27 protein-coding genes are annotated in these 26,759 nt (G+C 62.8%); 8 read left to right on the top strand and 19 right to left on the bottom strand.

Annotated elements, in window-relative coordinates; translation table 11 throughout:
* Positions 1-38: 38 nt before the first annotated feature.
* The 4 genes from ABFC66_RS17145 to ABFC66_RS17130 form a co-directional block, all read right to left on the bottom strand.
* Entirely contained in the window at positions 39-1,217 is a 1,179-nt protein-coding gene (locus ABFC66_RS17145; RefSeq protein WP_346742192.1) for an iron-containing alcohol dehydrogenase, read from the bottom strand.
* Positions 1,214-2,608 (bottom strand): aldehyde dehydrogenase family protein, encoded by a 1,395-nt coding sequence (locus tag ABFC66_RS17140; RefSeq protein WP_346742190.1) that lies wholly within the window; start codon positions 2,606-2,608, stop codon positions 1,214-1,216. The genes ABFC66_RS17145 and ABFC66_RS17140 overlap by 4 nt, the downstream gene beginning before the upstream one ends.
* Complete coding sequence (locus ABFC66_RS17135) at positions 2,608-3,987, bottom strand: glutamine synthetase family protein (RefSeq protein ID WP_346742189.1); 1,380 nt, start codon at positions 3,985-3,987, stop codon at positions 2,608-2,610. Before ABFC66_RS17135 ends, ABFC66_RS17140 begins: the two co-directional genes overlap by 1 nt.
* A gap of 109 nt (positions 3,988-4,096) precedes the next feature.
* Complete coding sequence (locus ABFC66_RS17130; RefSeq protein WP_346742188.1) at positions 4,097-5,659, bottom strand: amino acid permease; 1,563 nt, start codon at positions 5,657-5,659, stop codon at positions 4,097-4,099.
* A 392-nt stretch (positions 5,660-6,051) separates the two neighbouring features.
* Here ABFC66_RS17130 and ABFC66_RS17125 point away from each other — a divergent pair, with 392 nt between their 5' ends.
* Positions 6,052-6,996 (top strand): division plane positioning ATPase MipZ, encoded by a 945-nt coding sequence (locus tag ABFC66_RS17125; protein ID WP_346742187.1) that lies wholly within the window; start codon positions 6,052-6,054, stop codon positions 6,994-6,996.
* Here the strand turns inward: ABFC66_RS17125 and ABFC66_RS17120 are convergent.
* Positions 6,993-8,789, bottom strand: a complete 1,797-nt coding sequence (locus tag ABFC66_RS17120) for an SPOR domain-containing protein (RefSeq protein WP_346742186.1) — start codon at positions 8,787-8,789, stop codon at positions 6,993-6,995. The genes ABFC66_RS17125 and ABFC66_RS17120 overlap by 4 nt on opposite strands.
* Before the next feature lie 464 nt (positions 8,790-9,253).
* On the opposite strand from ABFC66_RS17120, the gene clpS reads away from it, so the two are divergent.
* The 3 genes from clpS (at position 9,254) to ABFC66_RS17105 (ending at position 12,554) form a co-directional block, all read left to right on the top strand.
* Positions 9,254-9,583, top strand: coding sequence for an ATP-dependent Clp protease adapter ClpS (gene clpS, locus ABFC66_RS17115; protein WP_152216103.1), 330 nt, complete (start codon positions 9,254-9,256; stop codon positions 9,581-9,583).
* Positions 9,584-9,653: 70 nt separating this feature from the next.
* The gene (clpA, locus tag ABFC66_RS17110) at positions 9,654-12,035 is read left to right on the top strand and encodes an ATP-dependent Clp protease ATP-binding subunit ClpA (protein ID WP_346742185.1); all 2,382 of its coding nucleotides are present in this window, start codon (positions 9,654-9,656) and stop codon (positions 12,033-12,035) included.
* A gap of 153 nt (positions 12,036-12,188) precedes the next feature.
* Positions 12,189-12,554 carry a VOC family protein gene (locus ABFC66_RS17105; protein ID WP_346742184.1) on the top strand — a complete coding sequence of 122 codons (366 nt, stop codon included), beginning with the start codon at positions 12,189-12,191 and terminating at the stop codon, positions 12,552-12,554.
* Positions 12,555-12,626: 72 nt separating this feature from the next.
* On the opposite strand, the gene ABFC66_RS17100 is transcribed toward ABFC66_RS17105, so the two are convergent.
* The 5 genes from ABFC66_RS17100 to ABFC66_RS17080 form a co-directional block, all read right to left on the bottom strand.
* Positions 12,627-13,052, bottom strand: coding sequence for an HIT family protein (locus ABFC66_RS17100; RefSeq protein ID WP_346742183.1), 426 nt, complete (start codon positions 13,050-13,052; stop codon positions 12,627-12,629).
* 2 nt (positions 13,053-13,054) lie between these two features.
* Positions 13,055-14,263, bottom strand: coding sequence for a GNAT family N-acetyltransferase (locus ABFC66_RS17095; protein WP_346742182.1), 1,209 nt, complete (start codon positions 14,261-14,263; stop codon positions 13,055-13,057).
* A gap of 28 nt (positions 14,264-14,291) precedes the next feature.
* Positions 14,292-14,759 (bottom strand): RidA family protein, encoded by a 468-nt coding sequence (locus tag ABFC66_RS17090; protein WP_346742181.1) that lies wholly within the window; start codon positions 14,757-14,759, stop codon positions 14,292-14,294.
* A gap of 86 nt (positions 14,760-14,845) precedes the next feature.
* Positions 14,846-15,106 carry a hypothetical protein gene (locus ABFC66_RS17085; RefSeq protein WP_346742180.1) on the bottom strand — a complete coding sequence of 87 codons (261 nt, stop codon included), beginning with the start codon at positions 15,104-15,106 and terminating at the stop codon, positions 14,846-14,848.
* A 98-nt stretch (positions 15,107-15,204) separates the two neighbouring features.
* Entirely contained in the window at positions 15,205-16,176 is a 972-nt protein-coding gene (locus ABFC66_RS17080; protein ID WP_346742179.1) for a D-glycerate dehydrogenase, read from the bottom strand.
* A 127-nt stretch (positions 16,177-16,303) separates the two neighbouring features.
* Here ABFC66_RS17080 and ABFC66_RS17075 point away from each other — a divergent pair, with 127 nt between their 5' ends.
* Together ABFC66_RS17075 and ABFC66_RS17070 are read left to right on the top strand one after the other, a co-directional pair.
* On the top strand, positions 16,304-17,173 hold the full coding sequence (locus ABFC66_RS17075; protein WP_346742178.1) for a DUF1849 family protein: 870 nt from the start codon (positions 16,304-16,306) through the stop codon (positions 17,171-17,173).
* A gap of 13 nt (positions 17,174-17,186) precedes the next feature.
* A complete protein-coding gene (locus ABFC66_RS17070) occupies positions 17,187-17,771 on the top strand; it encodes a glutathione S-transferase family protein (RefSeq protein WP_346742240.1) in 585 nt (194 codons plus the stop codon).
* Here the strand turns inward: ABFC66_RS17070 and ABFC66_RS17065 are convergent.
* The 4 genes from ABFC66_RS17065 to ABFC66_RS17050 are packed head-to-tail and all read right to left on the bottom strand — an operon-like array spanning position 17,761 to position 20,929.
* A complete protein-coding gene (locus ABFC66_RS17065) occupies positions 17,761-19,035 on the bottom strand; it encodes a DNA polymerase IV (RefSeq protein ID WP_346742177.1) in 1,275 nt (424 codons plus the stop codon). The genes ABFC66_RS17070 and ABFC66_RS17065 overlap by 11 nt on opposite strands.
* A complete protein-coding gene (locus tag ABFC66_RS17060; protein ID WP_346742176.1) occupies positions 19,032-19,937 on the bottom strand; it encodes an ROK family protein in 906 nt (301 codons plus the stop codon). Before ABFC66_RS17060 ends, ABFC66_RS17065 begins: the two co-directional genes overlap by 4 nt.
* A gap of 3 nt (positions 19,938-19,940) precedes the next feature.
* Positions 19,941-20,654 carry a hypothetical protein gene (locus ABFC66_RS17055; protein WP_346742175.1) on the bottom strand — a complete coding sequence of 238 codons (714 nt, stop codon included), beginning with the start codon at positions 20,652-20,654 and terminating at the stop codon, positions 19,941-19,943.
* The gene (locus ABFC66_RS17050) at positions 20,651-20,929 is read right to left on the bottom strand and encodes a DUF3572 domain-containing protein (protein WP_346742174.1); all 279 of its coding nucleotides are present in this window, start codon (positions 20,927-20,929) and stop codon (positions 20,651-20,653) included. The genes ABFC66_RS17055 and ABFC66_RS17050 overlap by 4 nt, the downstream gene beginning before the upstream one ends.
* Before the next feature lie 208 nt (positions 20,930-21,137).
* Between ABFC66_RS17050 and ABFC66_RS17045 the strand changes: the two genes are divergently transcribed.
* Both ABFC66_RS17045 and ABFC66_RS17040 read left to right on the top strand, forming a co-directional pair.
* Positions 21,138-21,503 (top strand): response regulator, encoded by a 366-nt coding sequence (locus ABFC66_RS17045; protein WP_346742173.1) that lies wholly within the window; start codon positions 21,138-21,140, stop codon positions 21,501-21,503.
* Between the two features lie 7 nt (positions 21,504-21,510).
* Positions 21,511-22,881 carry a PleD family two-component system response regulator gene (locus ABFC66_RS17040; protein WP_346742172.1) on the top strand — a complete coding sequence of 457 codons (1,371 nt, stop codon included), beginning with the start codon at positions 21,511-21,513 and terminating at the stop codon, positions 22,879-22,881.
* Positions 22,882-23,361: 480 nt separating this feature from the next.
* Here the strand turns inward: ABFC66_RS17040 and rpmG are convergent, their stop codons facing one another.
* From rpmG to ABFC66_RS17015, 5 genes are all read right to left on the bottom strand, one after another.
* Entirely contained in the window at positions 23,362-23,529 is a 168-nt protein-coding gene (gene rpmG / locus ABFC66_RS17035) for a 50S ribosomal protein L33 (protein ID WP_325405477.1), read from the bottom strand.
* Positions 23,530-23,664: 135 nt separating this feature from the next.
* The gene (locus ABFC66_RS17030) at positions 23,665-24,855 is read right to left on the bottom strand and encodes an MFS transporter (protein WP_346742171.1); all 1,191 of its coding nucleotides are present in this window, start codon (positions 24,853-24,855) and stop codon (positions 23,665-23,667) included.
* Between the two features lie 143 nt (positions 24,856-24,998).
* Positions 24,999-25,649 carry an NUDIX domain-containing protein gene (locus tag ABFC66_RS17025; RefSeq protein ID WP_346742170.1) on the bottom strand — a complete coding sequence of 217 codons (651 nt, stop codon included), beginning with the start codon at positions 25,647-25,649 and terminating at the stop codon, positions 24,999-25,001.
* On the bottom strand, positions 25,649-26,416 hold the full coding sequence (locus ABFC66_RS17020) for an NUDIX hydrolase (RefSeq protein ID WP_346742169.1): 768 nt from the start codon (positions 26,414-26,416) through the stop codon (positions 25,649-25,651). Before ABFC66_RS17020 ends, ABFC66_RS17025 begins: the two co-directional genes overlap by 1 nt.
* 70 nt (positions 26,417-26,486) lie before the next feature.
* The coding region (locus ABFC66_RS17015) for a DUF983 domain-containing protein (RefSeq protein WP_346742168.1) at positions 26,487-26,759 on the bottom strand (273 nt) is incomplete at its 5' end.

Below are 26,759 nucleotides of genomic sequence, written 5' to 3'. Positions count from 1 at the left end.
CCAATGGCGCATGGGTGCCGGGCCATCCCGAGTAGTCTTCAGACGAGGCGTCCCTCGATCGCGTTGCGATAGAGCTTCTCATAGTCGCCGACGGTCATGGGCAGCGGGTTGCCGCCGGTCGACGGATCTTCAAGCGCCATGGGCGCGGCCTCGGGGATCGCGTCGAGATCGACGCCGATTTCCTTCAGCGTGTGCGGAATGCCGATCTCCTCGCGGATGGCGAGCACCCAATCCACATAGCCGTTGAAGCTCTGGTCCTTCAGGCCCATGTAGCGCGCAGCCGCGGCGAGCTTTTCCTCGATCGCGGATTTGTTGTGAACGAGCACATAGGGCATGACGACCGCATTGGTGAGGCCGTGATGCGTGCCGCGCAGCGACGAGCAGGGATGGCTCATCGAATGCATGGCGCCGAGGCCCTTCTGGAACGCCGTCGCGCCCATGGAGGATGCGGCGAGCATGTAGGAGCGCGCCTCGATATTGCTACCCTGCTTGACGGCGGCGGGGAGCCAGTCCTTCACCAGCCGCATGCCTTCGAGCGCGATGCCTTGCGCCATCGGATGCCAGAAGGGCGAGCAATAGGCTTCAAGATTGTGGGAGAGCGCGTCCATGCCCGTCGCCGCCGTGATGTGGGCGGGGAGGCCGACGGTGAGCTCCGGGTCCGCGATCACTTCGACGGGCTGCATCTTCGGATGGAAGATGATCTTCTTCGTGTGGTCGCGCTCGTCGGTGATGACGGCGGCGCGGCCGACTTCCGAGCCCGTGCCGGCGGTGGTCGGCACGGCGACGATGGGCGCGATGCCCTTCGCGTCGGCGCGGGTCCACCAGTCCTCACGGTCTTCATAGTCCCACATGGGACGCGTCTGGCCGGACATGAAGGCGATGGCCTTGCCCGCATCCATGGCGCTGCCGCCGCCGAAGACGATCACGCCGTCATGCTTGCCGCCGCGGAAGACCTTGAGGCCTGCCTCGACATCGGCGCCGATGGGGTTGGGGTGCACGTCCGCGAAAAGCGCGCTCGGCAGGCCGCTCTGTTCAAGCGAGCCGATGGCATCGAGCATCATATGCATCGGCTTCAGCCCGGGATCGGTGACGAGCAGCGGACGCGAGATGCCCGCGGCGCGGCAGGCCTCCGCCAGTTCCTTGATGCGTCCCGGTCCGAAGCGAACCTTGGTCGGATAGTTCCAGTTGGCCGAGAGAGAGGGGTACTTGTCGATCATTTCGTTTTTGTCCGCAGGTGATAGCTTTTCGGCCGCGTCAGGAATTCATAGCCGACGCGTGAGAGTGTCGCGCCGCGCCCCGTGTCCTTGACGCCGGTCCAGGGAAGGGCGGGGTCGAGATAGTCGCAACGGTTCTGGAAATAGGTGCCGGTCTCGATCTTTTCGCCAATGGCGATGGCGGCGTCTTCGTCTTCCGTCCAGACCGAGGCGGTGAGCCCATAGGGGCTGTCGTTCATGAGCTGGACGGCTTCATCGTCCGAACGCACCTTCATGATGCCGATGACGGGGCCGAAGCTCTCCTCGCGCATCACTTCCATCTGGTGGTTCACATCGACGAGAACCTGCGGCGCGAGATAGGGCGTGCCCGCCTTCGACGCCGGGAAGAGTTTTTCATCGATCAGCGCTTTTGCGCCGCCGCGCACCGCGCTTTCGATCTGTCCACGGACGAATGCCGCGGCGGAAGACCGGACCATAGGCCCGAGCGTGGTTGAAGAATCGAGCGGGCTGCCGAGTTTGTATTTCTTCGTCAGGTCCACGAAGCCTTCGACGAATTCGTCATAGACGGCTTCATGCACATAGATCCGTTCCTTGCCGCAGCAGGACTGGCCCGAGTTGAAGAAGGCGCCATCGACGAGGTTCTCGACCGCGAAGGGCAGGTTGGCGTCGGGGCGGACATAGGCCGGGTCCTTGCCGCCGAGTTCGAGGCCGACATTGATGAAGCGGCCCGAGGCTGCCTTCACCACGGCATGTCCGCCGGAGACGGAGCCCGTGAAGGCGACGTAATCGACGCGAGGATCGCCGATCGTCTTCTCCGTCATTTCATGGCTCATATGGATCGCCTGGAATAGGCCATCCGGCGCGCCCGCCTTTTCGAAGGCTTCAGCAAAGCGTTCGGCACAGAGCGGCGTCTGGCCCGAATGCTTCAGGATGACGGCGTTGCCCGCCATGATGGCCGGAACGACGACATTGACCGAGATGAGATAGGGATAGTTCCACGCGGCGACCGCCAGCACGACGCCGAGCGGATCGCGCCTGATCCAGCGATGAAAGCCTTCCTTCGGGCCGACATCGATATCGGCCAGCGCATCGGCTGCGATGCCGACCATGTAGCGCGCGCGCTCCTCGAAGCCGCGCACTTCGCCGGCGCCATAGGCGATGGGGCGGCCCATCTGCCAGGCGAGTTCAGGCACGACCTCATCCTTCATCGCGGTGAAGGCTTCGACGAAGCGAAGCGCGAGTGCGGCGCGTTCGGCGATAGGCACGAGCTTCCACGCCGCCTGGGCGCGCTTGGCCTCGGACAGGGCCTCATCGACCTCCGCCCATGTGGCGAGAGGCCGCTCGACATAGACACTCCCGTCGACGGGAGAAATTACCTTCAGTGTTTCAGCCATTATCCGCGCTCGAAACCTCTCATGATTTCCCAATCTGTGACCCGGCGGTCATATTCGAACTGCTCCCAGCGGCCGGTATGGAGATAGTGTTCGACAACTTCGTCGCCCAGTGCGGCGCGGAGAGTAGCCGAGTTTTCAAGCTCGGTCAGCGCGTCACGAAGACTTTTCGGCAGCGAAGGAATGCCTTCGCCGACATAGGCGTCGCCGGAGAATTCCGGTTCGAGCTTCATCTTCTTTTCGATGCCGTCGAGACCGCCCGCGATCAGGCCCGCAAAGGCAAGATAGGGGTTTAGGTCGGCGCCGCCGATGCGGCATTCGACACGCAGGCTCTTGCCGTGCCCGCAGAGGCGGAAGCCCGCCGTGCGGTTGTCGTTCGACCAGACGACATTGGTCGGCGCGAAGGTGCCGTTCACGAAGCGCTTGTAGGAGTTGATGTTGGGCGCGAGGAAATAGGTAAGCTCGCGCGCATGGGCGAGCTGGCCCGCAAGAAATTGCTGGCCGATATCCGAAAGGCCGTGGAGCTTGCTCTTGTCATCATGGAAGAGCGCCTTCTTCACCTTGTCGTCCCAGAGCGAAATGTGGATGTGGCAGGAGGAGCCGGCCTGCGCGTAGTTCCACTTCGCCATGAAGGTGATGGCCTTGCCGTGGAGATGGGCAATCTCCTTGATGCCGTTCTTCAGGATCGTATGCCGGTCGGCCATTTCCAGCGCCTCGGCATAGCGGATATTGATTTCCTCCTGACCGGGGCCCCATTCGCCCTTGGAGTTTTCGACCGGAATGCCTGCGCCTTCGAGTCCGTTGCGGATCGCGCGCATCATCCCTTCTTCCTTGGTCGTGCCGAGGATGTGGTAGTCCTCGATGTACCAGTTCGCGGTCTTGAGGCCCTTGTAGTGCTTTTCGTGCGCGGTCTCGTAGGTCTCATCGAAGAGGTAGAATTCAAGCTCGGAGGCCGTCATCGCGCTCATCTTCGCCTTGACGAGACGCTTCAGCTGCTTCTTCAGGATTGCGCGCGGCGCATGCGGAACGTCCTCGCCGTGATGGTCGAGCGTGTCGCAAATGACGATGGCGGTGCCCGGAAGCCATGGGATGCGGCGCAGCGTGCCGAGATCGGGCTTCATCACGAAATCGCCATAGCCCTGCGCCCAGCTCGCGGCCTTGTAGCCCGGCACGGGCTCCATGTCCGTATCGACGGTCAGCAGGTAGTTGCAGGCATGCGTCTCATGCACGGCGGTGTCGAGAAAATATCCCGCCTGCATGCGCTTGCCGACGAGGCGGCCTTGCATGTCGGGCATCGCCATGACGACGGTGTCGATGTCGCCGGTGCTGACGAGATCTGACAGTTGATCGAGAGTGAGCTTGCCTAGAGAAGGTTGTGGCATTCGGAGTAACTCCATTGATCTTGTCTCGCGAGGGTTGCCCCGCTTGAACCGCCAAGGGCGTCAGGCCATTGCGACCTGACGCCCTCTCATGCGGCTGGAATCTGGAACGTCAGACTTTCGTGGTCTCGCCGACAGCGGCTTCAGCCGCCTTGATGTTGGCGAGACGTTCGGCTGCGAGTTCGCCCGTGGGCGGACCCTGGAAACGCCGGCTCTCGAACAGAACCCAGATGATCGCGGTCACGACCAGGAAACCGACCGTGATTTTGAGCGCCCAGTCGTTCGGCGGCTGCACGCCGATGACGAAGATCAGGATGATCGACGCGACGGAGAGCAATGCCACCAGGGAGTAGGCGCCGCGGCCGATGTTCCACGGGCCCATTTTCGGCCACTTCGACGTGCCATAGGCGAAGAGACCGAGCGTGATCGGGATCGCGAAGGAGAAGAAGAGGAAGATGACGGTGCAGGACACGACGATCGCATAGGCCGAGGTTCCGGCGATGGAGACGAGCGACGAGCCCCAGACGAAGAGCACGGCGAGCGTCGCACCGGTCCAGATCGCCGCCACCGGCGTCCGGCGCTTCGGCGAAACCTTCGAAAGAATCTTCGAGAAGGGCAGGCCGCCGTCGCGCGAGAAGGCGAAGATCATGCGCGAAGCGGAGGTGACCGTCGCGAGGCCGCAAAGAAGCTGCGAGATGAAGATCGCGATATAGAGAACTTCCTTGAGGCCGCCGGGAACGCGGGCGTCCATCGCCCAGAAGAACACGTTCCAGCCCTGCTTCGCCGCCTCGTCCATGTTCGGAATGAGCAGCACGAAGGAGCAGAGCATGATGTAGCCGAAGACCGCTGACCAGATGACCGATCGGACCATGCCGCGCGGCACAGCGTGGGCGGCTTTCACGGTCTCTTCCGACGTGTGCGCCGAGGCGTCATAGCCGGTGATGGTATAGATCGGAAGCAGCAGGCCGAGCAGGAAGACCCAGTTGTTGGAGACCTGCGGCCAGACGCCGCCGCCAACATCGCCCGAATAGTTGTGGAAGGTGAAGAGGCGGGCGAAATCCCAGGTCTCGGCAAAGACGAAGCAAACCACCGTAAGGGCAATCGCCGTTGCGAAGATGAGATAGCCCGAGAAGTCGGTCAGCATCGCGGTGAGCTTGATGCCGTAGTGATTGATGAGCGCCATGCCGCCCGTGATGATCGCGAGGAAGATCATCTGGTTGGTGAGATTGTTTTCAATGCCGAGGCCCGGAAAGGCGCCGACGAAGAAGGTCCAGGTACCGGCATTGATGGCGCCGAGAACCGTGATGAGGCCGAGCAGGTTGAACCAGGCCGTCAGCCAGCCGGTGAAGCGGTTGCCGAGCAGCGAACCCCAGTGATAGAGGCCGCCAGCCGTCGGATAGGCAGAGCTGATCTGAGCCATGGCGAGGGCGAAGACGCCCGAGATCGCGCAGCCGAGCGGCCAGCCTACGCCAATGCCGAAACCGCCGGCACCGGATGTCGCCTGGGCCAGCGAGTTGATGCCGCCAGACAGGATGCAGATGATCGAGAAGGAAATGGCGAAGTTGGAGAAGGCGCCCATCGAGCGGCTCAACTCCTGGGCGTAGCCCATGTCGTGCAGAATTTTGACATCTTCGGAAATGTCGCCAGCCCCTGGCGAATTCGGATTTGCAGTCATCGTCCCCTCATTCGTTCGAAATGTGTTGCCTCGGAGGATCGACGATCCACCGCTTAACCACAGAACGGGAAGACGACGCGCAGCCGTTTGGTCCCCGGCGCTTTACCGACGGACCACGCAGACCTCTAGACTTCTCAGGCTGAATTGTGAGTGCATCATCAATGCGGCCCCCCTTTTGACGAACCGCGCGGACTTCCCTATGCGGAAGTCTGCACGGTTTTGCCCGCCGTTTCATCAGGATTATTAAATGGGCAGGATCGGATTTTGAGAAAGCCGCTAATCGCATTATCAGAAGGGTATGGGGGATTCGGGGTTGGCCGGTGTCGCGATTGACGCCGGGCGGCCGAACCCACACTCTGCTACAAGTTCACCAGGCGTACAGGTACGGGGCGATGACGGAGACGATGCCGGGCAAGGGGCTGGCGCACATTGTGGTGCTGGGCAATGAAAAGGGCGGGTCGGGCAAGACCACCACCGCCATGCATCTGATTGCGCTTCTGCTGCATGAAGGAGCGCGAGTCGGCTCGATGGACCTCGACAGCCGGCAGCGCTCGCTCACGCGCTATGTGGAGAACCGCAAGGCCTGGGCCGAGGCGAATGGCGTGAAACTCGTCATGCCGGACCATGTCGTGATTCCCCGTTCGGACGCAGACACGGTCACCGAGGCGCAGGCAATCGAGCGGGCGGCCTTCGAGGCGGAGTTCAACCGGCTCTCTGCGGAGAACGACTTTATCGTCATCGACTGCCCCGGCGCCGACTCATACCTGTCGCGGCTTGCCCATGCGACCGCCGACACGCTCATCACGCCGATGAACGACAGCTTTGTCGATTTCGACCTTCTGGGCCGCGTTGATCCGCAAAGCTGGAAGATCAAGGGCCCGAGCGTCTACAGCGAAATGGTCTGGGAAAGCCGCAAGCGGCGCGTCATGCGTGATGGCGGCAAGATCGACTGGGTCGTGATGAGGAACCGTCTGTCGTCGCTCGCAGCCAAGAACAAGCGGCGCGTCGAGGGCGTGCTGGAGTCGCTGGCGGCGCGCATCGGCTTCCGTCTTGCGCCGGGCGTGGGCGAGCGTGTCATCTTTCGTGAAATGTTTCCGTCCGGCCTGACCTTGCTCGACCTTCGTCAGGAAGGCGTCGAGGCGCAGATGTCGATGTCGCATGTGGCTGCGCGGGCGGAAGTCAGGGCGTTGCTGGACGTGCTCGAACTACCCATGCCCCGCGTACAGAGCGCGGAAGTGCCGACCGAGGCGGCGGCGGAAGAGGGAGAAGGCGAACCGCAAGGCGAGTCCTCACCGGACCAGGCGGGCGACGAAGCGCAAAGCCCGAGCGTCGGCTAACCCCGCTGCCTTTCCCTCTCGCCCTTGGGCATGGCCCAGTTTGCGGGCGGGATGGTGACGCAGGAAATGCTCTGGCGTGCCAGTCGACCGCAGGCTTTACGTGCGTCGCGCTCATCGTCAAAGCCACCGAACCGGGAACGGTAGAGGGTGCGGTTGTCGGCCGTCTTCACCGCGACTGTCACCGGAACTGCCTTGCCGAGTTCGGGCGCTGCCTTGATGGCCGAGCGGATGCGATCGACCGCATCGGCCTGGTCCGCATAGGCGCCGATCTGAATGACCCATGTGCCTTCTGGAATGAGCGGATCGCCGGCATGCCAGCTATGGCCGGAGCGCGCGGTGGCCGGCTTCGTGGAAGCCTGCGCGAGATCGATCTTCTGACCGGTGGCGTACTGCGTTGCCTGGTTGCCTTCGCTCGCCTGCGCCGGCGTCACGATGAGGCTGCCGATTTCGCGGCCTGCGGTCCGCACCGGGCCTTCAGCCTTGTGGATGGCGGCAAGCGCATAGGCGGTGGCGCGGTCGATGGGCGCGGAGGCGGATCGCGCGGCTGCAACCGGTGCGGTGGGCTCGACCGAAGCGACACGTTGCGCCGCAGGCTCCGCATTCAGAATGGGGACGGACCTGGCCGGGGCGGGCGAGCCGAGCGACGCTGACTGAACCGGGACGGCGGGCTTCACAGGCTTCACCACTGGCGGCTGCGACTGCGCCACCGGTTGAGCGGGCGTCGGGGCCGTCAGGCTCGCGACCTGCTCGGTGCCGGTATAGGACTCTTCATCCGGATCGGGTTCGTCGCGGGAGACGAGGGAAGCGAGCGCCTGCCGGTCGCCGTTGGAAATACCGGCCTGCGTCGTGGGGCGCGGGGTGGCGGAAGCGAGTCGGGTGCCTGTGTCGCGCATGGCCATGGCGCTGGGCAGGGCGCGGTCGAGGATCGCCACCATCTGCAGATCTCGCGCGCGCGATGTCTTGCCGCCAAGGACGACGCCAATCAGGGATTTGTTGTCGCGCTTGACGGTCGTCGTGAGGTTGAAGCCGGAAGCGGCGGTGTAACCGGTCTTGAGACCCGTCACGCCCTCATATTTTCCGAGCAGGTGGTTGTGGTTCCTGATGACTGCGCCGTTCCAGGCGAATTCCTCAGTGCTGAAATAGCGGAAATACTGCGGGAAATCGGTCTGCACGCGCTTGGCGAGCGTGGCCTGATCTCGGGCCGTGGTGAGCTGTCCCTTGTTGGGCAGGCCTGAGGCATTCATGTATTGCGTGCGGCTCATGCCGAGCGCACGCGCCTTCGCCGTCATCAGCCGGGCAAAATCCTTTTCGGTACCGCCCATATATTCTGCCAGCGCGACCGCGATATCGTTTGCCGACTTCGTCACCAGCGCGAGGATCGCGTCTTCAACGCGGATCGTCTGACCGGGACGGAGGCCGAGACGCGACGGCGCCTGATTGGCGGCATGAGTCGAGATCGGGACGCGCGAATTGAGCGATATGGTACCCTGCTGCAGACGCTCGAACAGAAGATAAAGCGTCATCACCTTGGTCAGCGAGGCGGGATAGGTCTGCGCATCGGCGTTGCTGGAATAGAGCACGCGACCGGAATAGTAATCGACGACGAGTGAGGCCGCAGTCGGCGTGAAGCCGCCAGCTTCGCTATGCCGGCGGTGCTTCTTGGTCTTGGCTTCCGCAACCGTCGAGAAGGCAAGACAGGCAACGAGCACCGCGCATACGAACGCCACACCTTGGCGGCGCAGTCTGGGCAATGCGTGGCCTGACGGTGCGATCGCGAGCGAAGACAAAAACATACCCCGATAACCCCTTTATCTTCGCCTGCCCCTGCCGGACAAGCGCGGCGAATACGCAACTTCACCTTGTGGTTACTCTAACTGTGCCGAGTCGCCTTGTGAATCCCCGGCAGCCATGAAAATGCCAAAAAAAGGTCGCGATTCCCGAAGCTTGGGCATGTTTCACCCAAATTGAACCACCATGGCGGTATCGACCGCACGTCAGATGGCCGCTGACCGGCGTGGCTTCCGACTCAGTCTATGCTCGATATTGGCGGTCGCCAGGCCCCATTTTCGCAACGACGATGAACGCCCGGGCATGGCCGCGGAGATTGCAGCGGATCGGGCTTTGAAATTGGCGAATTTGGCTTATCTAATAGACGGGCCGGAAGCGTGCTTCCGGCTTGGATTGATGGTCGAGCGTCGAAATCCGGCTTGCCGGGATGGGAGATTGGCCGGTTTGAGTGATTTTGCAGGATCGGGGCATGTCTGACGACACGCGGCGGGGAGATGACGAGGGTACGAATACCGGCGTCATCTCGAAAACGAAGCCGAAAACGAAAAAGCCCTCCTTGTACAAGGTGCTTCTGCTGAACGACGACTACACTCCCATGGAGTTCGTGGTTCTTGTGCTGGAGCACTTCTTCAACAAGGGGCGGGAAGATGCGACCCGGATCATGCTGCATGTGCATCAGCACGGCGTCGGAATCTGCGGTCTCTATACGTATGAGGTTGCGGAGACGAAGGTCACCCAGGTCATGGATTTCGCGCGGCAGCACCAACATCCGCTGCAATGCACGATGGAGAGAGAGTAACATTCGGAGCGGTTGTTTTAGTCACTCGTTGGGTCACAGGGCTGACGCGCAGCGGAAGGAAAGGTCTTAAGTGCCGACATTTTCACGCAGTCTGGAGGAAGGCCTACATCGGGCACTGGCGCTGGCCAATGACCGTAATCACGAATATGCGACGCTCGAACATCTGTTGCTGGCTTTGCTGGATGATTCAGACGCAGCCGCCGTCATGCGGGCCTGCAATGTCGATCTCGGCGTCCTCCGCCAGCAGCTTACCAATTACATAGACAATGAACTGTCGAGTCTGGTCGTCGACGACGGTGAGGACTCGAAGCCGACGGCAGGCTTCCAGCGCGTGATTCAGCGGGCCGTGATCCACGTCCAGTCTTCGGGCCGGGACGAGGTGACGGGCGCCAATGTGCTCGTGGCCATGTTCGCCGAGCGCGAGAGCCACGCCGCCTATTTCCTGCAGGAGCAGGACATGACGCGTTACGACGCCGTGAACTACATCAGTCACGGCATCGCCAAGCGCGCCGACATGAACGAGTCGCGCCCGGTGCGCGGCGCCTCGGACAATGAGGGCGAGCAGCGCGAAAAGCCGAAGAACGGCAAGGAGCGCTCCACCGAGGCGCTGGACGCCTATTGCGTGAACCTCAACGAGAAGGCGAGGTCCGGCAAGATCGATCCGCTGATCGGGCGCGAGAAGGAAGTCGAGCGCACGATTCAGATTCTATGCCGCCGTTCGAAGAACAATCCGCTCTTCGTCGGTGATCCCGGCGTCGGCAAGACGGCGATTGCCGAGGGGCTCGCGCGCCGCATCGTCAAGGGCGAGGTGCCCGAGGTGCTGCTCGATGCGACGATCTTCTCGCTCGATATGGGCACGCTGCTCGCGGGCACGCGCTATCGCGGCGATTTCGAGGAGCGCATCAAGGCGGTCATCAAGGAACTCGAAGCCTATCCGGGCGCGGTCATGTTCATCGACGAGATCCACACGGTGATCGGCGCTGGCGCGACGTCGGGCGGCGCGATGGACGCCTCGAACCTGCTCAAGCCGGCGCTTGCCAGCGGCACGCTGCGCTGCATCGGCTCGACGACCTACAAGGAATATCGTCAGCACTTCGAAAAGGACCGTGCGCTTGTCCGTCGCTTCCAGAAGATCGACGTGGCAGAGCCGACCGTCCCGGATTCGATCAAGATCCTGAAGGGTCTGAAGCCCTACTACGAGGACTTCCACAAGGTCCGCTACACGAACGACGCCATCAAGTCAGCCGTCGAGCTGTCGGCAAAGTACATGCATGACCGCAAGCTGCCCGACAAGGCGATCGACGTGATCGACGAGGCGGGCGCCTCGCAGATGCTGCTGCCGGAATCGCGCCGCAAGAAGACCATCGGCGTCACCGAGATCGAAAGCGTCATCGCGACGATGGCGCGCATACCGCCAAAGTCCGTCTCGAAGACCGATACCGAGAAGCTGAAGGACCTCGGCAAGGAACTGAAGCGCGTCGTCTTTGGCCAGGACAAGGCCATCGAAGCGCTCTCGGCTTCGATCAAGCTTGCCCGCGCCGGATTGCGCGAGCCCGAGAAGCCCATCGGCGCCTACCTCTTCTCCGGGCCCACGGGCGTCGGCAAGACGGAAGTCGCGCGGCAGCTCGCCTCGATCCTCGGCGTCGAGATGCTCCGCTTTGACATGTCGGAATATATGGAGCGGCACACGGTTTCGCGTCTCATCGGCGCGCCGCCCGGATATGTCGGCTTCGATCAGGGCGGCCTGCTCACCGATGGCGTGGATCAGCATCCGCATTGCGTGCTGCTGCTCGACGAGATCGAGAAGGCCCATCCGGACCTGTTCAACATCCTGTTGCAGGTCATGGATCACGGCAAGCTGACCGACCATAACGGCAAGAAGATCGACTTCCGCAATGTCGTTCTCATCATGACGACGAATGCGGGCGCCTCGGAAGCGGCGAAGAACGCGATTGGTTTCGGCGGCGGCAAGCGTGCCGGCGAGGACGAAGACGCGATCAAGCGGCTCTTCACGCCGGAATTCCGCAACCGTCTCGACGCGGTCGTTCCTTTCGCGCCGCTGACGCCGGAAATCATTGCGAATGTGGTCGAGAAGTTCGTGCTGCAACTCGACGCACAGCTTGCGGATCGCAATGTCATGGTGACCTTGACGCCGGAAGCGAACAAGTGGCTCGCCGCGCGCGGTTACGACGATCAGATGGGTGCGCGGCCTCTTGCCCGCGTCATTCAGGAATCGATCAAGAAGCCGCTGGCGGACGAGTTGCTGTTCGGCCGCCTCACCAAGGGCGGGCACGTCACCGTCAGGGTGGGCGAAGGCGATGTGCTCGTCTTCGACATCGAGGAGGCGACGCCCCGTCAGCCCGGTTCGCCGAGGAAACCCGGCGCGCCGAAGAGCGGCGGCGACAACGGCAATGGCGGCACGACGCCCAAGGTTCCGCTGCTCGTCGAATAGGCGTGCAGGCGGCAAGAACCAAGGCGGCCATGAAGTTTCAGCTTCATGGCCGCTTTCATTTCTGGCGATCTTCCCGAAGGTTCCTGTTCGCTTCCCAAGCGTCGCCCTGTACACTCCCGCGACAAAATCCAATAACCCAAACGGGAGGACAGAATGATCGGATATGTAACGCTTGGCAGCAACGACCGCAAAAAGGCGGGCGCCTTCTATGACGAACTTCTCGGCCTTCTTGGCGCGAAGCGTGTGATGGAAGATGGCGACCGCCTCATCCTCTGGTCGAATGGCGGCCCCATGCTCGGTGTCATCGCCCCCTATGATGGCAAGGCGGCAACGGTCGGCAATGGCAACATGGTCGCGCTGGCCGTTGGCTCGCGCGAGAATGTCGACAAGATCCACGCCAAGGCGCTTGCGCTCGGCGGCACGGACGAAGGTGCACCGGGCCTGCGCGGCGGAAATTTCTACGGTGCTTATTTCCGCGACCTCGAAGGCAACAAGCTCTGCGCCTTCCATATGGGCTGAGTGCGCCTGGACTGAAAACGAGAAAGCCGCCGGATTGCTCCGGCGGCTTTTTCATTTCGCGCGGGGCTCTTCTCAGCCTCTGGCGAGTTCCGCCTTGATGAGCTCCGCTTGGCCTTTCAGCACTTCAAAGTCAGCCATCTCGCGCGCATGCAGCTTCAGGTCCGCGCCGCTCCAGCGGGGGATGACGTGCATGTGAATGTGAAAGACGGTCTGGCCTGCTTCCGAGCCGTTGAGCTGCGCAATCATGATGCCCGGCGCCTTGATGGCGCGCTTCACGGCGACGGCGATTTTCTGCGTAACCTGAATGAGGTTTGCCGCGTCATCCGGCGGGAGGTCGAAGATGTTTTCCGCCTGCACCTTCGGGATCACCAGCGTGTGGCCTTCCGACTGCGGCATCACATCCATGAAGGCGAATGTCCGCTCGTCCTCGTAAACCTTGAAGCTGGGCGCCTCGCCGCGAAGGATCTTCGCGAAAATATTGTTGTTGTCGTAGGCCATTCTCAGAAATCGTCCTCTTGCATATGCGCGTCGGCGTCAGGTGCGAGATCGTGCCTGAATGGCGAATATTCGCCAAGAGCTTCGACGTCGCGGTCGACGTAAATCCGCTCGCGCTCCAGATATTCCGCCACGGCCTCGCGGAAGGCAGCATTGGCGATCCAGTGCGCGCTATAGGTTTTTGAGGGGAGATAGCCCCGCGCGAGCTTGTGCTCGCCTTGCGCGCCCGCCTCCACGCGGGAAAGGCCGCGCGCAATCGCAAAGTCGATCGCCTGATAGTAGCAGCACTCGAAGTGCAGGAATGGATGATGCTCGATGGCGCCCCAGTTCCGGCCGAAAAGAACGTCGCCGCCGATGAAGTTGAGTGCGCCCGCGACATAGCGCCCGGCGCGCTTCGCCATGACGAGCAGGGTGTCCTCCGGCATGCGTTCATTGATGAGGCTGAAGAATTCTCGCGTGAGGTAGGGGCTGCCCCATTTTCGGCTGCCCGTGTCCATGTAGAACGCATAAAAGGCGTCCCAGTGATCTTCGGTGAGGTCGGCACCCGTCACCCATTCGATCTCGACGCCATTCTCCACCGCGCGCTCGCGCTCCTTGCGGATCATCTTGCGCTTGCGCGAGGAGAGGTCGGCAAGGAAATCGTCGAAGGTCTTGTAACCGCGATTGTGCCAGTGGAACTGCTGATCGGTGCGTTGAAGGCAGTCCTGAGCGCCGAGGCGCTTCCATTGCCGCTCGGGCAGGAAGGTCCAGTGGATCGAGGAAACGCCCATGCGCCGCGCGACTTCGATTGCGCCTGCGAGCAACTGGTCTTCTGCGGCCTCCCGGCCCGGTCCCGATGGTGTCAGCAGGCGCGGGCCGGTCGCGGGCGTGAAAGGAACCGAGACCTGCAACTTCGGATAGTAGTTGCCGCCCGCACGCTGATAGGCGTCGGCCCAGCCGTGGTCGAAGACATATTCGCCGCGGCTATGGCTCTTCAGGTACATCGGCATGGCGCCAGCAAGCCCGCCGCATCCGTCTTCGAGAAGCAGGTGATAGGGCGCCCAACCGGTGCGCCGCGTCGCCGAGCCGCTATCTTCCAGCGCGCTCAGAAAGGCATGGGAGACGAAGGGATTGAAGGGCTCGCCCACGGGGTTCGCGCAAGCGTCCCACGCCGCCGGATCGACGGCGCCGAGCCCTTGCGCGACCTTGATGATGGCTTGTTCGGCGTCACCCATAGGGCGACTCTAGAGCCTGTGGTTCCCTTCACTCAATCTCGAAAATCGCTTCGACTTCGACCGAGATGTCGACAGGGAGGCTCGGTGCGGAGACGGCGGAACGCGCGTGGCGGCCTGCGTCGCCGAAAATCTCGACCATGAGGTCCGACGCGCCGTTGATGACGGCGGGCTGCTGGTTGAACTCCGGCGTCGAATTGACGAAGCCGACGAGCTTCACGCAGCGCTTCACGCGGTCGAGATCGCCGCCGACGGCTTCGCGAAGCTGGGCGACGATGTTGAGCGCGACGAGGCGCGCCGCCTTCTTGCCCTGTTCGGCGTCGAGGTCGCGACCAAGTTTGCCGGTATATTCGACGCCGGTCGGCCCCACCGGGCCCTGGCCCGAAATGAAGACGAGGTTCCCGGTGACGACCCAGGGGACGTAATTGGCCATCGGTGCTGCTGCCTTGGGAAGCGCGATGCCGAGTTCCGAAAGCCGCGCGTCGATCCTGCCTGTCATTTCCTGTCTCCGCTTCGTTTCATCTCGATGGACAGGGGTAATACCTAATCCGTCGATGCCGATTGGGGAAGGAAAATGAAATTCGTTCAATTGCGCAGCGTCGACTGCCCGGCGCTGTCTGCGGGGGACATGGCGGTATCGTGAGCCGGTGGTTTCGTTTGGTTCAGTTGAAGCATTCCAGCGGCAATATTGACGAAAATGACGAGCATGAAAACGATCGTCAGTATGGCGAGCGCTTCCCAGAAGGGCGCGGCTGGCCCAGGCAGATTGTCGGAGCCACTGGATGAGGCCGGCTCCTCGCTGTGCGGAGCCGAGAGGGAAGAATGTGGTTCAATGTTGCGTGGCATTACCGGGATCCGCTTGTTGACACCCGGATAATGCGCGGCTTGCACATAAAAATTCGATATGGACTCTCGTCGGTCTTTATCAAGACCGCATCATGCGGTCAGCTTCTCACGAGGTCTCGCGGTTCGCGTCCTGCAAAAAAGTCATCGAGATTGTCGAGCGCGCGAAAGCCCATGGCATTGCGGGTTTCGATCGTCGCGCTGCCGAGATGGGGAAGCAGGAAGGCGTTTTCCAGCGTCCTGTAGCGTGGGTCAATATTGGGTTCGTTCGCGTAGACGTCGAGACCTATAGCGCGCAGCTTGCCGGATTTTATGGCTACGATCAGCGCCTCGTCGTCCACGATGTCGCCACGCGCCGTGTTGACCACAATGGCGCCCTGGGGCAGCAGCGCGAGAGTACGGGCATTGACCAGCCGGCGCGTCTCCGGCGTCGAGGCGCAATGAATCGAGAGAACGTCCGAGGCGGCGAAAAGCTCGTCCGCGGTCGCGTGGAAATGAGCGCCAAGTTCGGTCGCCGCGTCGAGCCTTTTGCGATTGTGATAGTGAATGACCATGCCGAAGGCGCGGGCGCGGTGCGCGACCGCCTGACCGATGCGCCCCATGCCAAGAATGCCGAGCCGCTTGCCCCTGATGTCGGTGCTGAGCATTCCGGTCGGCGCCCAGTTCTTCCATGTGTTTTCGCGGATCGCGGCCATGCCCGCCGCCGCGCCGCGCGCCGCGCCGAGGATCAGCAGCAGCGCGATGTCGGCGGTCGCGTCAGTGAGCACATCGGGTGTGTTGGTAACCGGAATGCCGCGCGCCTCCGCCGCCGTGACGTCGATATGGTCGTAACCGACCGAGAAACTCGCGATGACGCGAATGGAGGCGGGCAGCCGGGCGATTGTCCCGGCGGTGAGCCTGTCGGCGGGCGTCACGAGAAGGGCATCCTTGCCCTCCGCCCGGGCGACCAGCTCATCGGCTGTGAGCACGACGTCCGTCGGATTGGTCTCGGCGTCGTAGTTCCGGTCGAGCCGCGCCTCGACATCGGCGGGAAGCTTTCTGGTGACGAGCAGGCGGGGCAGCGGAGATGGCACGGCGGGCCTCTAAGGTCTGATACCTGATGCTTTGGTTTATCCCATGGGTTGAGGTAGAAAAAGGGAAGTCTGGCGGGCGACGGCGACTTCGGAAGGACAATACCCATAAATGCGGGAGTGGTTTGGATTGCGGCAGCGGGGCCTCACGGGCTCACGCGGACTCCTGGTGGGCGCGGCGGTCGTGGCCATCGCTCTTGCGGCCATGCTTGTCTGGGCAGCGAAGACGCGAAGCGCCGCGCCGGCGCTCGCCATGCAGATGCATCGTGCGGTTTATGATCTTTCCATCGACGCCATGAAATCGATGGGAGACACGGACGCGGTCTCTGGCCGCATGGTTGTCGAATGGCGCGGCGGGCCGCGCTGCGAGGGCTATATTTCCGACCAGCGGGTCGTGACCAATCTGGGCGACGGGAACGGCGGCACGACCACCAGCGACATCCGGCTGAGTTCCTGGGAGTCGCTCGACGGCAACGAATTCCGCTTCGACCGGACCGAATATACCGACGGCAAGGTGACCGCGCGGGTCAGCGGTCATGCGTTCCGGAATGGCGGGCATGTGCATCTTGAACAGCAGGGCAAGGCGCCGGAGACGCTGTCCAAAGAGGTTCTTTTTCCCACGGCGTTCAATCTGGCGCTGCTGAAGGCGGCGGCGGACGGCAAGGGCGTTTTCGCCGCGCCGCTTTTCGACGGCACGCAGGACGGCCCGACCGCCATCACCGCCTTTATCGGAACGGCGGGCGACGCGCCCATCGATGCGCGCAAGGTCCGCATCAAGAACAGGGGCACGGCCGACGCCTTGAGCTCGGTCCATGCCTGGCCCGTGCATATGAGTTATTTTGACAAGGGCAATGACGAGCAGGACGGCACGCCGAGCTTCGAGATGGGCTTTCGCATGTTCCCGAACGGCGTCATGAGTTCGCTCGTCATGCATTACGACGATGTGGTGCTGAACGGCGAACTGAGCCAGATCGAGTATTTCAAGCCGGGAAGCTGCTGACGAGGGATGCATGCTGACAATCTATGGAAACGCGATTTCGGGCAATTGCCACAAGGTCAAATTCGTCTGCGATCGCCTCGGCATTCCCTATCGCTGGGTTGAAGTCGACCTATCAAAGGGCGAAACCCGCACATCGGCTTTTTTGGCGATGAATCCGGCGGGGCAGGTTCCCACCGTCATGTTCGACGATGGCAGGCCGCTCGCGCAGTCGAACGCCATCATGCAATATCTGGCCGAAGGCTCAGACCTCATTCCAACGGACGCCTTCGATCGCGCGCTGATGAACCAGTGGCTTTTCTGGGAGCAGTACAGCCACGAAACGGCCATCGCCGTGCGCCGCTATTACGCGCATATCCTGAAAAAGCCGGATGGAGAAATCGATCCATCGCTGATCGAGAAGGGCAAGCGCGCCCTCGGCGTCATGGAAGGGCATCTTGCGGCCCGGCAATATTTCGTCGGCGAAAAGCTGACGCTCGCCGATCTGGCCCTCGTCGCCTACACGCGCCTTTCGCATGAGGCGGGCTTCGACCTTGCCGAGTTTCCGGCGGTGAAAGACTGGGTGCGGCGCATCGAGAGGGATCTCGGTCTCAACTCTTGATGCCGCGTCCCTTGATGATTGCGCCTGCGCCGAATTTCGCACGCACCTTGTCCATGGCGCGTTCGGCTTCCGCGCGGCGCGTCGCCGAAGGGTCCAGCATGTCGGGAGGGTCGGCCAACTGACCGTCGAGGAGCTGGCCGAGGCCGATACCAAGCAGGCGGAACGGCGTGCCGTCGGCTTCCTTCGCCAGAAGCGGCGCGCCGACCCGATAGATCACTTCCGCAAGCTGCGTCGGGTCTGGAAGGGTGACGCTCCGTGTACGCGTCTTGAAGTCGGCGGTCTTGAGTTTGAGCACAATTGTTTGGCCCGAGGCGCCTGCGGCCTTGCTGCGCTCCGCCACCTTCTCGCAGAGCGGCCAGAGGCGCCGCTCAAGCTCTGCCGCGTCGGCAATGTCATCGAGAAATGTCGTCTCGGCAGAGATGCTCTTGGCGACATTCGCGCTTGAGACGGAGCGGTCGTCGAGCCCGCGCGCGAGACGCCAGAGGCGTCTGCCCATGACGCCGTAGCGCGCCATGAGGTCGCTTTCTTCCATCTTCTGCAATTGGGAAATACGGCTGATCCCGTCTTTCATCAGCTTCTGCTCGAAGGCCTTGCCGACGCCCCAGATGAAGGAGACGGGCTTCTGAGCGAGAAATTCCAGCGCTTCTTCCCGACCGATGACGGCGAAGCCGCGCGGCTTGTCCATGTCGGATGCTATCTTCGCCAGGAACTTGCAATAGCTGAGGCCGACGGAAACGGTGATGCCGATTTCCTTCTGAATGCGCGCCTGAAGTTTCGCCATGGTGAGGGCGGGGCTCGCATGGTGCAGCCGCTCCGTGCCGGTGAGATCGAGAAAGGCCTCATCGATGGAGAGCGGTTCGACGAGCGGCGTCAGCTCGCGCATCATCTGCCGCACTTCGCGTCCGACGCGCGTGTATTTCTCCATGTTCGGCTTTATGACCACGGCTTCGGGGCAGGCTTCCAGCGCCTTGAACATCGGCATGGCGGAGCGCACGCCGCGAATGCGGGCGATGTAGCAGCAGGTCGAGACCACGCCGCGCTTGCCGCCGCCGATGATCAACGGCTTGTCGAGGAGTTCCGGATTGTCGCGCTTTTCGACCGAGGCATAGAAGGCGTCGCAGTCGAGATGCGCGATGTCGAGATCATGAATTTCGGAATGGAAGACGAGGCGAGGGCGATTGCAGGCGGGGCAGCGCGTCACGTCCTCCGTGACTGCCGTGAAGCAGTCGCGGCAGAAACCGGGCCGAGGCGCCGCCTCCGTCATGCGGACCCTTCCTCCGGCCAGAGCCACGCCGCGCCGCGAACGCCGCTCGAGTCGCCATGCTTGTTGCGAAGGAGCTTCGTGTCGACGCGATCGGTGAAGGCGTAAAAACCCCAGCGCGCCGGCACCTCGTCGTAAAGCGACGCGACGTTCGACATGCCGCCGCCCAGCACGATCACATGCGGGTCGATGATGTTGATGACATGGGCGAGCGCGCGGGCGAGCCGGTCGGCATAGCGGCGGAGCGCGAGGCGGGCAGGCCGCTGTCCGGCTTCGGCGGCCGCGACGATTTCATGTGTCGTCATAGGATCTTCGCCGGACCGGACATATTCGGCCTCGAAGCCGGGCCCCGAATTCCAGCTTTCGATGCAGCCCTTCTTGCCGCAATAGCAATCGGGGCCGGGCAATTCGTCGGGGTGCATCCAGGGAAGCTGATTGTGGCCCCATTCGCCGGCAATGGCGTTGGGACCGGAGAGGAGCTGTCCATTGACGACGATGCCGCCGCCGACGCCCGTGCCGAGGATCACGCCGAAAACGGATGGTGCGCCTGCGCCCGCGCCGTCCGTCGCCTCCGACAGCGCGAAACAATCGGCGTCATTGGCGAGCCGGACTTCGCGGCCAAGAGCTGCTTCGAGATCGCGATCGAAGGGCTTGCCGATGAGAAAAGTGCTGTTGGCGTTCTTCACGAGGCCGGACGCCGGCGAAATGGCGCCGGGCATGCCGATGCCCACCGTGCCGCGCGCCGCCGTTTCCTGCTCCAGCGAGGCGACAAGGTCGCGGATCGCGGCGACGGTCGCATCATAGGAACCGGGCGTTGCGATGCGCTTCCGCGCCAGTTCGCCTCCGCCGGTGCCGAGCGCGATGCCTTCGATCTTTGTGCCGCCGAGGTCGATGCCGATGCGCATGGCTCAGAAACCATCCTCTTCGAGCCGGGCCGAGATGAAGTCGTGCGCCTTGGCCCAGTCGGTCGTGTGGAAATGGCTGTGCTCGGACGGGCCGAGGAGTTTGGCGAGGCGCTGATCGGCGATGAAATGCACGCGATGCGTCGGCGCATGGGCGGCCGCCACCGAGGCGAGGTTATGCGGAATGTCGTCGAGGAAGACGACCGGCGCATCGACGATTTCGGCCAGCCGCTTTACGGCCCCGCCCTTGAGGCCCTTGTTGGCGATGACGGGATAGGCCATGCCGTGGGCGGCGAGGTTCCGGACGCGGGTTTCCTTCTCGGAGAACGGCACGTTGGTGAGCACGACAACCTGCGCGCGGGTGGAAAGCGCGGTGAGCGCCGTCGCCGCGCCGGGCACCGGGATCAGCGAATGCGTGGATGAGGCGAAAAATCCCTGCATCAGCGCGGGCATCTCGGAGGCGGGCAGGGATTCGCCCGTGTCCTTGCGCTTGATGTTGCCAGTCAGCGCGAAGCTCTGAAGGTCGAGCCAGAGTCCTTGTGTTTCCAGATAGAGTTCGAGCCCGGCGATGAACTGCATCAGCACTTCGTCGCAATCGGAGACGATGAGCGGCTTTCCGCGTTCGAGACGCAGGGCTTCGATCTGCGGCGCCACATCTTCGTGGAGCGCGAGCGGATCGAGGCCGCGCAGATGCGGCGTGGCGGGAGCGGTCGTCGTCATGTCCAGTGCACCTCTTCGCCGCCGGGAAGGAGCCGGCGCGCAATCCTAGGCAATTCAGGCCGAAGCTCGGCGGCGGCGCAGAAGTCGAGCAGGCGGGTTTCGTCCATCAGGAGGAAGTCGAGCACACCGCCCAGAATCTCGGGTTCGCTCGCGCGGGCCCGCAGCTCGTCGGGCGAAAGTCCGGTTATGTCGAAAAACGCGAACAGAAGCTCGTCATCTCCGGCGATATGCCCCAGAGCCTGAATGGCAATGATTTCAGCCTGTTCCGGCTTCATCTCAAACCCCGCTCTACAATAACTCGTTAAGCATGGCGCGGGTTCGGATTAAATCGCTGCAAACCGGCCGTCCATTTAAAGACCTTGTTAAGGATATTGGCGTCATATGGAACGCCAGAGGACCGGGAATCAAGCCCGACCTGCCTGTGGCAGTATCGTGGCGCCGGCCGTGCCCGGCAACTGGGGGAGTCTTGGAGCTATGGATGCGATGACCAAGAGAGTTCTGATCGTCGAGGACAATGAGCTCAACATGAAGCTCTTCCATGATCTTCTGGATGCGCATGGCTATGAGACGCTTCAGACCCGAGACGGTATCGAGGCGCTCGAGATCGCGCGCAAGAACCGCCCCGATCTGATCCTCATGGACATTCAGCTTCCCGAAGTGTCGGGCCTGGAAGTCACCAAGTGGATCAAGGAAGACGACAGCCTGCGCTCCATTCCGGTGGTGGCCGTCACGGCCTTCGCCATGAAGGGCGATGAGGAGAAGATCCGCGAGGGTGGGTGCGAAGCCTATATCTCGAAGCCCATCTCCGTGACGCAGTTTCTCGAGACGGTGCAGCGTTTCCTGAGGTAAGGGCACCGTGACCGCGCGCGTACTCATTGTCGACGATGTTCCCGCAAATCTGAAGCTGCTCGACGCGAAGTTGACGGCCGAATATTTCGACGTGCTCAAGGCCGCGTCCGGCCCCGAGGCGATCGAAGTCGCGACCGCCCAGCAGCCCGACATCATCCTGCTCGACGTCATGATGCCCGGCATGGACGGGTTCGAGGTCTGCCGCAGGCTCAAGGCCGCGCCCCAGACCGAACACATCCCCATCATCATGGTGACGGCGCTCGACCAGCCGCGCGATCGCGTGCAGGGGCTCGAAGCAGGCGCCGACGATTTTCTGACCAAGCCCGTCAACGATCTGGCGCTGTTTGCCCGGGTGAAGAGTCTGGTTCGCCTTAAGATGGTGACGGACGAGCTGCGCATGCGCGAGGCGACGGGGCAGCGCATCGGCGCCTTCGTCGGCACCAGCACCGAAAAGATGCTGATGGCCGAACCGGGCCGCGCCCTCGTTCTCGACGACCGCCCGACATCGCTCAAGCGCATGAGCGAGGCGCTGTCGATCGAGCATACGGTCACAGTCGCCGAAACGCCGGAAGAGATGGTGCAACTCGCCAGCGTCGGGGATTTCGACCTGCTGATCGTCAGCCTGACGTTGCAGGAGTCCGATGGGCTGCGTCTCTGCTCGCAGCTCCGCTCGCTCGAGTCGACGCGGCAGACGCCGATTCTCGCCATCGTGGAGGAGGGCGACATGACGCGCCTCGTCCGCGCGCTCGACATGGGCGTGAACGATTACCTGCTGCGCCCGGTCGACCGCAACGAGCTGGTGGCCCGCTGCCGCACGCAGCTTCGCCGCAAACGCTATCAGGATTATCTGCGCGACAAGTTCCAGCGGGGGCTCGAACTGGCGGTCACGGACGGTCTCACGGGCCTCTACAATCGCCGCTACATGGAGAGCCACCTCGATGCGCTGGTGGAAGAGGGCATCCACTCCGGCAAGCCGGTTTCATTGCTCATCTTCGACATCGACTTCTTCAAGGCGGTCAATGACACCCATGGCCATGCGGCGGGCGACGCGGTGCTGAAGGAATTCGCGCAGCGTATCCAGCAGAATGTCCGCGGCGTCGATCTCGCCTGCCGGCTCGGCGGCGAGGAGTTCGTCGTCGTGATGCCGGACACGGATGTGTCCTATGCCTTCATGGTCGGCGAACGCCTTCGGCAGAAGGTGGCGGAAGCTCCCTTCCGCATTGAGCCGACGGTGACGCTCAACGTGACTGTGAGCATCGGCATCGCCGTGACCGAAATGGGCACCGATACAGGCAAGGACCTGCTGGTGCGCGCCGATACCGCGCTTTACCGCGCCAAGCGCGACGGCCGTAATCGCGTCGTCGCAGAAGCGGCCTGAAAATAACTTAAGGTCAATGGGTTAGATGTCGCTCTTAAGGCGATGCTGCAGGTGCTTTGCCGTTGCGGCAGAAGGGCCTCGCTCGATTCATTCGACGGGGCCTTAACCACGTTTCTTCATATTGAATCATTGAATTGGACGTGGGCGTTCGTGTTCGACTTCAGTTGACTGCACCGGAATGATACGCTCAAATTTAATCGAATTGCTTTCGCTGCCGTGCCGGTTTCCCTAGCTGGGGGGTGAAGGAAACCGAAATCATGGGCAGCGTTTGTGTCCTCACGGGATGCTCAGGTCCGCCGCATCTCCTGGGTCCGTGGGGCACGGCCGGTCGGAACGTGGTGGTGGAGTGGCCTCCTCTGTTAAGCCATGAATTTCCGGCCGGCCACTCTTGCCGCCGAACCTTCAGGCAAATGAAAAAGGCCGGTCCATTGGACCGGCCTTTCTGATTCACAAGGCGACGGGACATTGTCCCATCGAGCCTTATTTGATCTTGGTTTCCTTGAACTCGACGTGCTTGCGCGCGATCGGGTCGTACTTTTTGATCGTGAACTTCTCGGTCATCGTGCGCGAGTTCTTCTTCGTCACGTAGAAGTAGCCCGTGTCCGCGGTGCTCTCGAGTTTGATCTTGATCGAAGCCGGCTTCGCCATGGCGCGAAATCCTTCAATTGGGCGGGTCGGCCAGAGGCGCCCGCGAGGGTTCGTCTCGCCATCGGTGGGATGTGCGGATTGCGCCGGAGACTACTCACCGCAGCCGTTAAGTCAAGCCATCCGTTGAGCTTTCCCTCAGCCGGCCGCCGGGTTGTCCCTGGCCGTCCGCCACCGCCAGAGGGCCAAAACCATGTATCCAAGGGCAAAAATCGCCATTGAGGCCGGGAGTCCGTGGGGAACCCAGGCCTGCATGGCGGCCCCGCCGATGGGTGGCCCCATCAGGGCGCCGATGCTGTAGCACATGACGAAGGCCGAATTGGCCGAGGCAAGGTCCGGCCCATGGAATCGCTGGCCGAGGAGCGTCAGGCCCACCGAATAGAGCCCCGTCACCATGCCTCCGAAGACGAAGATTGCCGGGAAGACGAGCAGGGTGCCTGCAACGAGCGGAAGCAAGGCGATGATTCCCCCGGCCAGTCCGCCGCAGATGGCGAGCAGCAGCCGGCGGTTCATCCGGTCGGCCAGAATGCCGAGCGGGATCTGGCAGAGAATGTTGCCAGCCGCGAAGGCGGTGAGCACCAGTGCCGCCACCTGCGATGTGAGGCCGATCCTGGTCCCGTAGATGGGCAGGAGGTTCATCACGCCTTGCTCCACCGCACCGAAGACGAAGGCGGCGAGCGTCGCCGTGGGCGCGACGGTCAGGAAGGCGGCGAAGGAGCGGCTTGGCGCGTGGCCCTCGCCACCGGGGGCTGTGTCGCCTGCCATGAGCACCGGAATGCAGGCGACGAGCGCGAGGCCCGCGATGAGGCCGAAGGGCAGGAAGCCTTCCGAGCCTGCGAGGAAGAGCACCACGGGACCGGCGGCGAAGCCGATCGCCAGCACCGCGCCATAGATGCCCATGATGCGGCCGCGCGTCTTTTCATCGGCCAGCGCGTTGATCCAGATTTCGCTGATCACGAAGGCAATGGTGATCGTCGCGCCGATGATCGCGCGGAGCGGGAACCAGGCCCAATAATTTGGGACGAGGTAGCAGCCGATCATTGCCCCGGCGGCGAGAATGAGGCTCACCACGACAAGCCGGTTCGCAGGCACATGCTGCATCAGCTTCGGAATGAAGGGTGTGGCGATGAGGCCGGCGAGAGAGGGAATGGCCGAGTTGAGCCCGATCATCGCCGGCGGCACGCCCTGGCCTGCGAGAACCAGCGCGAGGAAGGGCATGGAGGCGCCGAGGCATGCGCCTACGACGGTCAGGCAGGCGATGGCGGCTGCAATGCCGCGGCGGCGCTCAGCGGATGTGAGTTGAGTGGAGAGGTTCGTCTGAGTGGTCATGCGTCATCGTCAGTTTCGCTGCGCGGCATGGCGCACGGATGACGGCCCTTGATGTTGTGACTGCATCGCCTGTCGCGATGCGGGAGGCAGTCTAGCCGGGGCGAGGCAAGGTTTCCACCTGCCCGCGTCGCTTTGCCCCGGCGTCAGCGGTGTTTGAGCGGTTGCCCGTTGCGGTAGCTGTAAAGCGGCACGCGATCCGGCTCGCCGCGCTGCCGCCGGGCTATCTCGTGCAGCACGAATTCGGTGACGTCGATGATCGGAAGTTTCAGCGCTTCCGAAAGGGGATACCAGTCGAGGTCTTCAAGTTCGCCGCTTCCCGCCAGCGTTCCTTCCAGCGCCGTGGCCGACGCCGTGAAGAAACGCGCATGGAAGCGGATCGGACTTTCCGTGGGGGTGATGGCACGGGCGAGCGGCGAGAGCGCGTCGAGACGAGGAGCGATGCCGCGCTCGCGGAAATGCGCCCAGCTTTGCGCGGCTTCCGCCCCCACGTCGCCCGGCGAGGTGAGAAGGAGGCCCGTTTCCTCGAATGTTTCGCGGATTGCCGCCATTGCGAGTGCGCGCGCCTTTGGGCCGAAATTCACCGAGGCCGGCAGTTCGGTCGCCGGACGGGCGATGAAATCATCCGCATCGAGCTTGCCACCGGGAAAGACGAAGGCATCGGGAACGAAGGACATGCGGGCATGTCTGCGTCCCATCAGAATATGCGGTTCGTCATCTCGCTTATCGACGAGCACGAGACTCGCTGCGTCGCGCGGACGGACGCTGCGCGGGCGCAGGGGCGCTTCACTCGTCATCATCCCTCCAGCGTGTCGCGGACGGCGTCGCCTCTGCGGAAATGGATGAAGGGCACCGGCCTCTCGCGCTGGGCCGCCGCGCTCTGACGCAGACGTTCATCGATCTCGGCAAGCACGACGCGGGTGATGTTCGGCAGATCGAGGTCTTCGGCTTCCTTGATGCCGATCCAGTGCAATCCCTGCAATTCGCCGGAACCAGTGACATGCGCCGGGTCGCCGTGAATATGTTCGGCATCGGCAATGAAGAAACGCGTATCGAAGCGGCGTGTGCGATAGGGCGGCGTGATGGCGCGAGCGACGAACTCCAGCGCGCCGAGCGCAGGCGACACGCCTGCGGAGAAATAGGCGTTCCAGTCCTTGTGCTTGCTCGTCTGCGGTGTCTCGATCACGCGGCCAACAGCTAGCCCCGTTTCCTCGAAGGTTTCGCGGATGGCTGCAAGCGCAAGCGCCCGCGCGCGATTTTCCGACGGCGTGCCGCGCATGCGCGCGAGCAGAAGCCGCGCCACTTCGGGGCGCAGATCTTCGACCGGACGAATGCGGCTATCCGCCGGATCGACGCGCCCGCCGGGGAAGACGAATTTGTTCGGCATGAATTTGTGATTGGCGTGGCGCTGGCCCATCAGCACGCGAGGACTCGCGCCATCGTTACGCACAAGGATCAGCGTTGCCGCATCGCGCGGACGCACGGCGCGGCCCGCGCTGCCATCGCGATATTCCTGGTCGCGCGATTGTTTCGGGTCGAAAGCGCCCGTCTGTCCCTCTGCCATGTTTCCGTCCCGGTTTCTTGAATGTCGTTTCCGGTCAGGATGCCCGGCGGGATCGGGGCTGTCCAGAAGACTAGTCGTGAACTTCGCCGCCGAAGCCGTGCATGCGTTGGGCCCATTGCAGGCCGACAACCGCGCCCTTGATGCGCGGAAGCAGCAGAAGCGAGAGTGCGGCGGTGAGAAGCGGCCAGATGGTCATCTGGATCCAGACCGGCGGGCCATATTCGACCTCAACCGCGAGAATGATCGGGACGATGATGTGGCCGACGATCAGCATGGTGAAGTAGGGCGGCGCGTCATCGGCACGATGGTGATGGAGCGCCTCGCCGCAATGCGGGCACTCGTC

Origin of the sequence: Parvibaculum sp. (assembly GCF_039680535.1) — a bacterium.
In the GTDB taxonomy this organism is placed as follows: Bacteria; Pseudomonadota; Alphaproteobacteria; order Parvibaculales; family Parvibaculaceae; genus Parvibaculum.
This window is presented reverse-complemented; position numbering and strand designations above follow the sequence as displayed.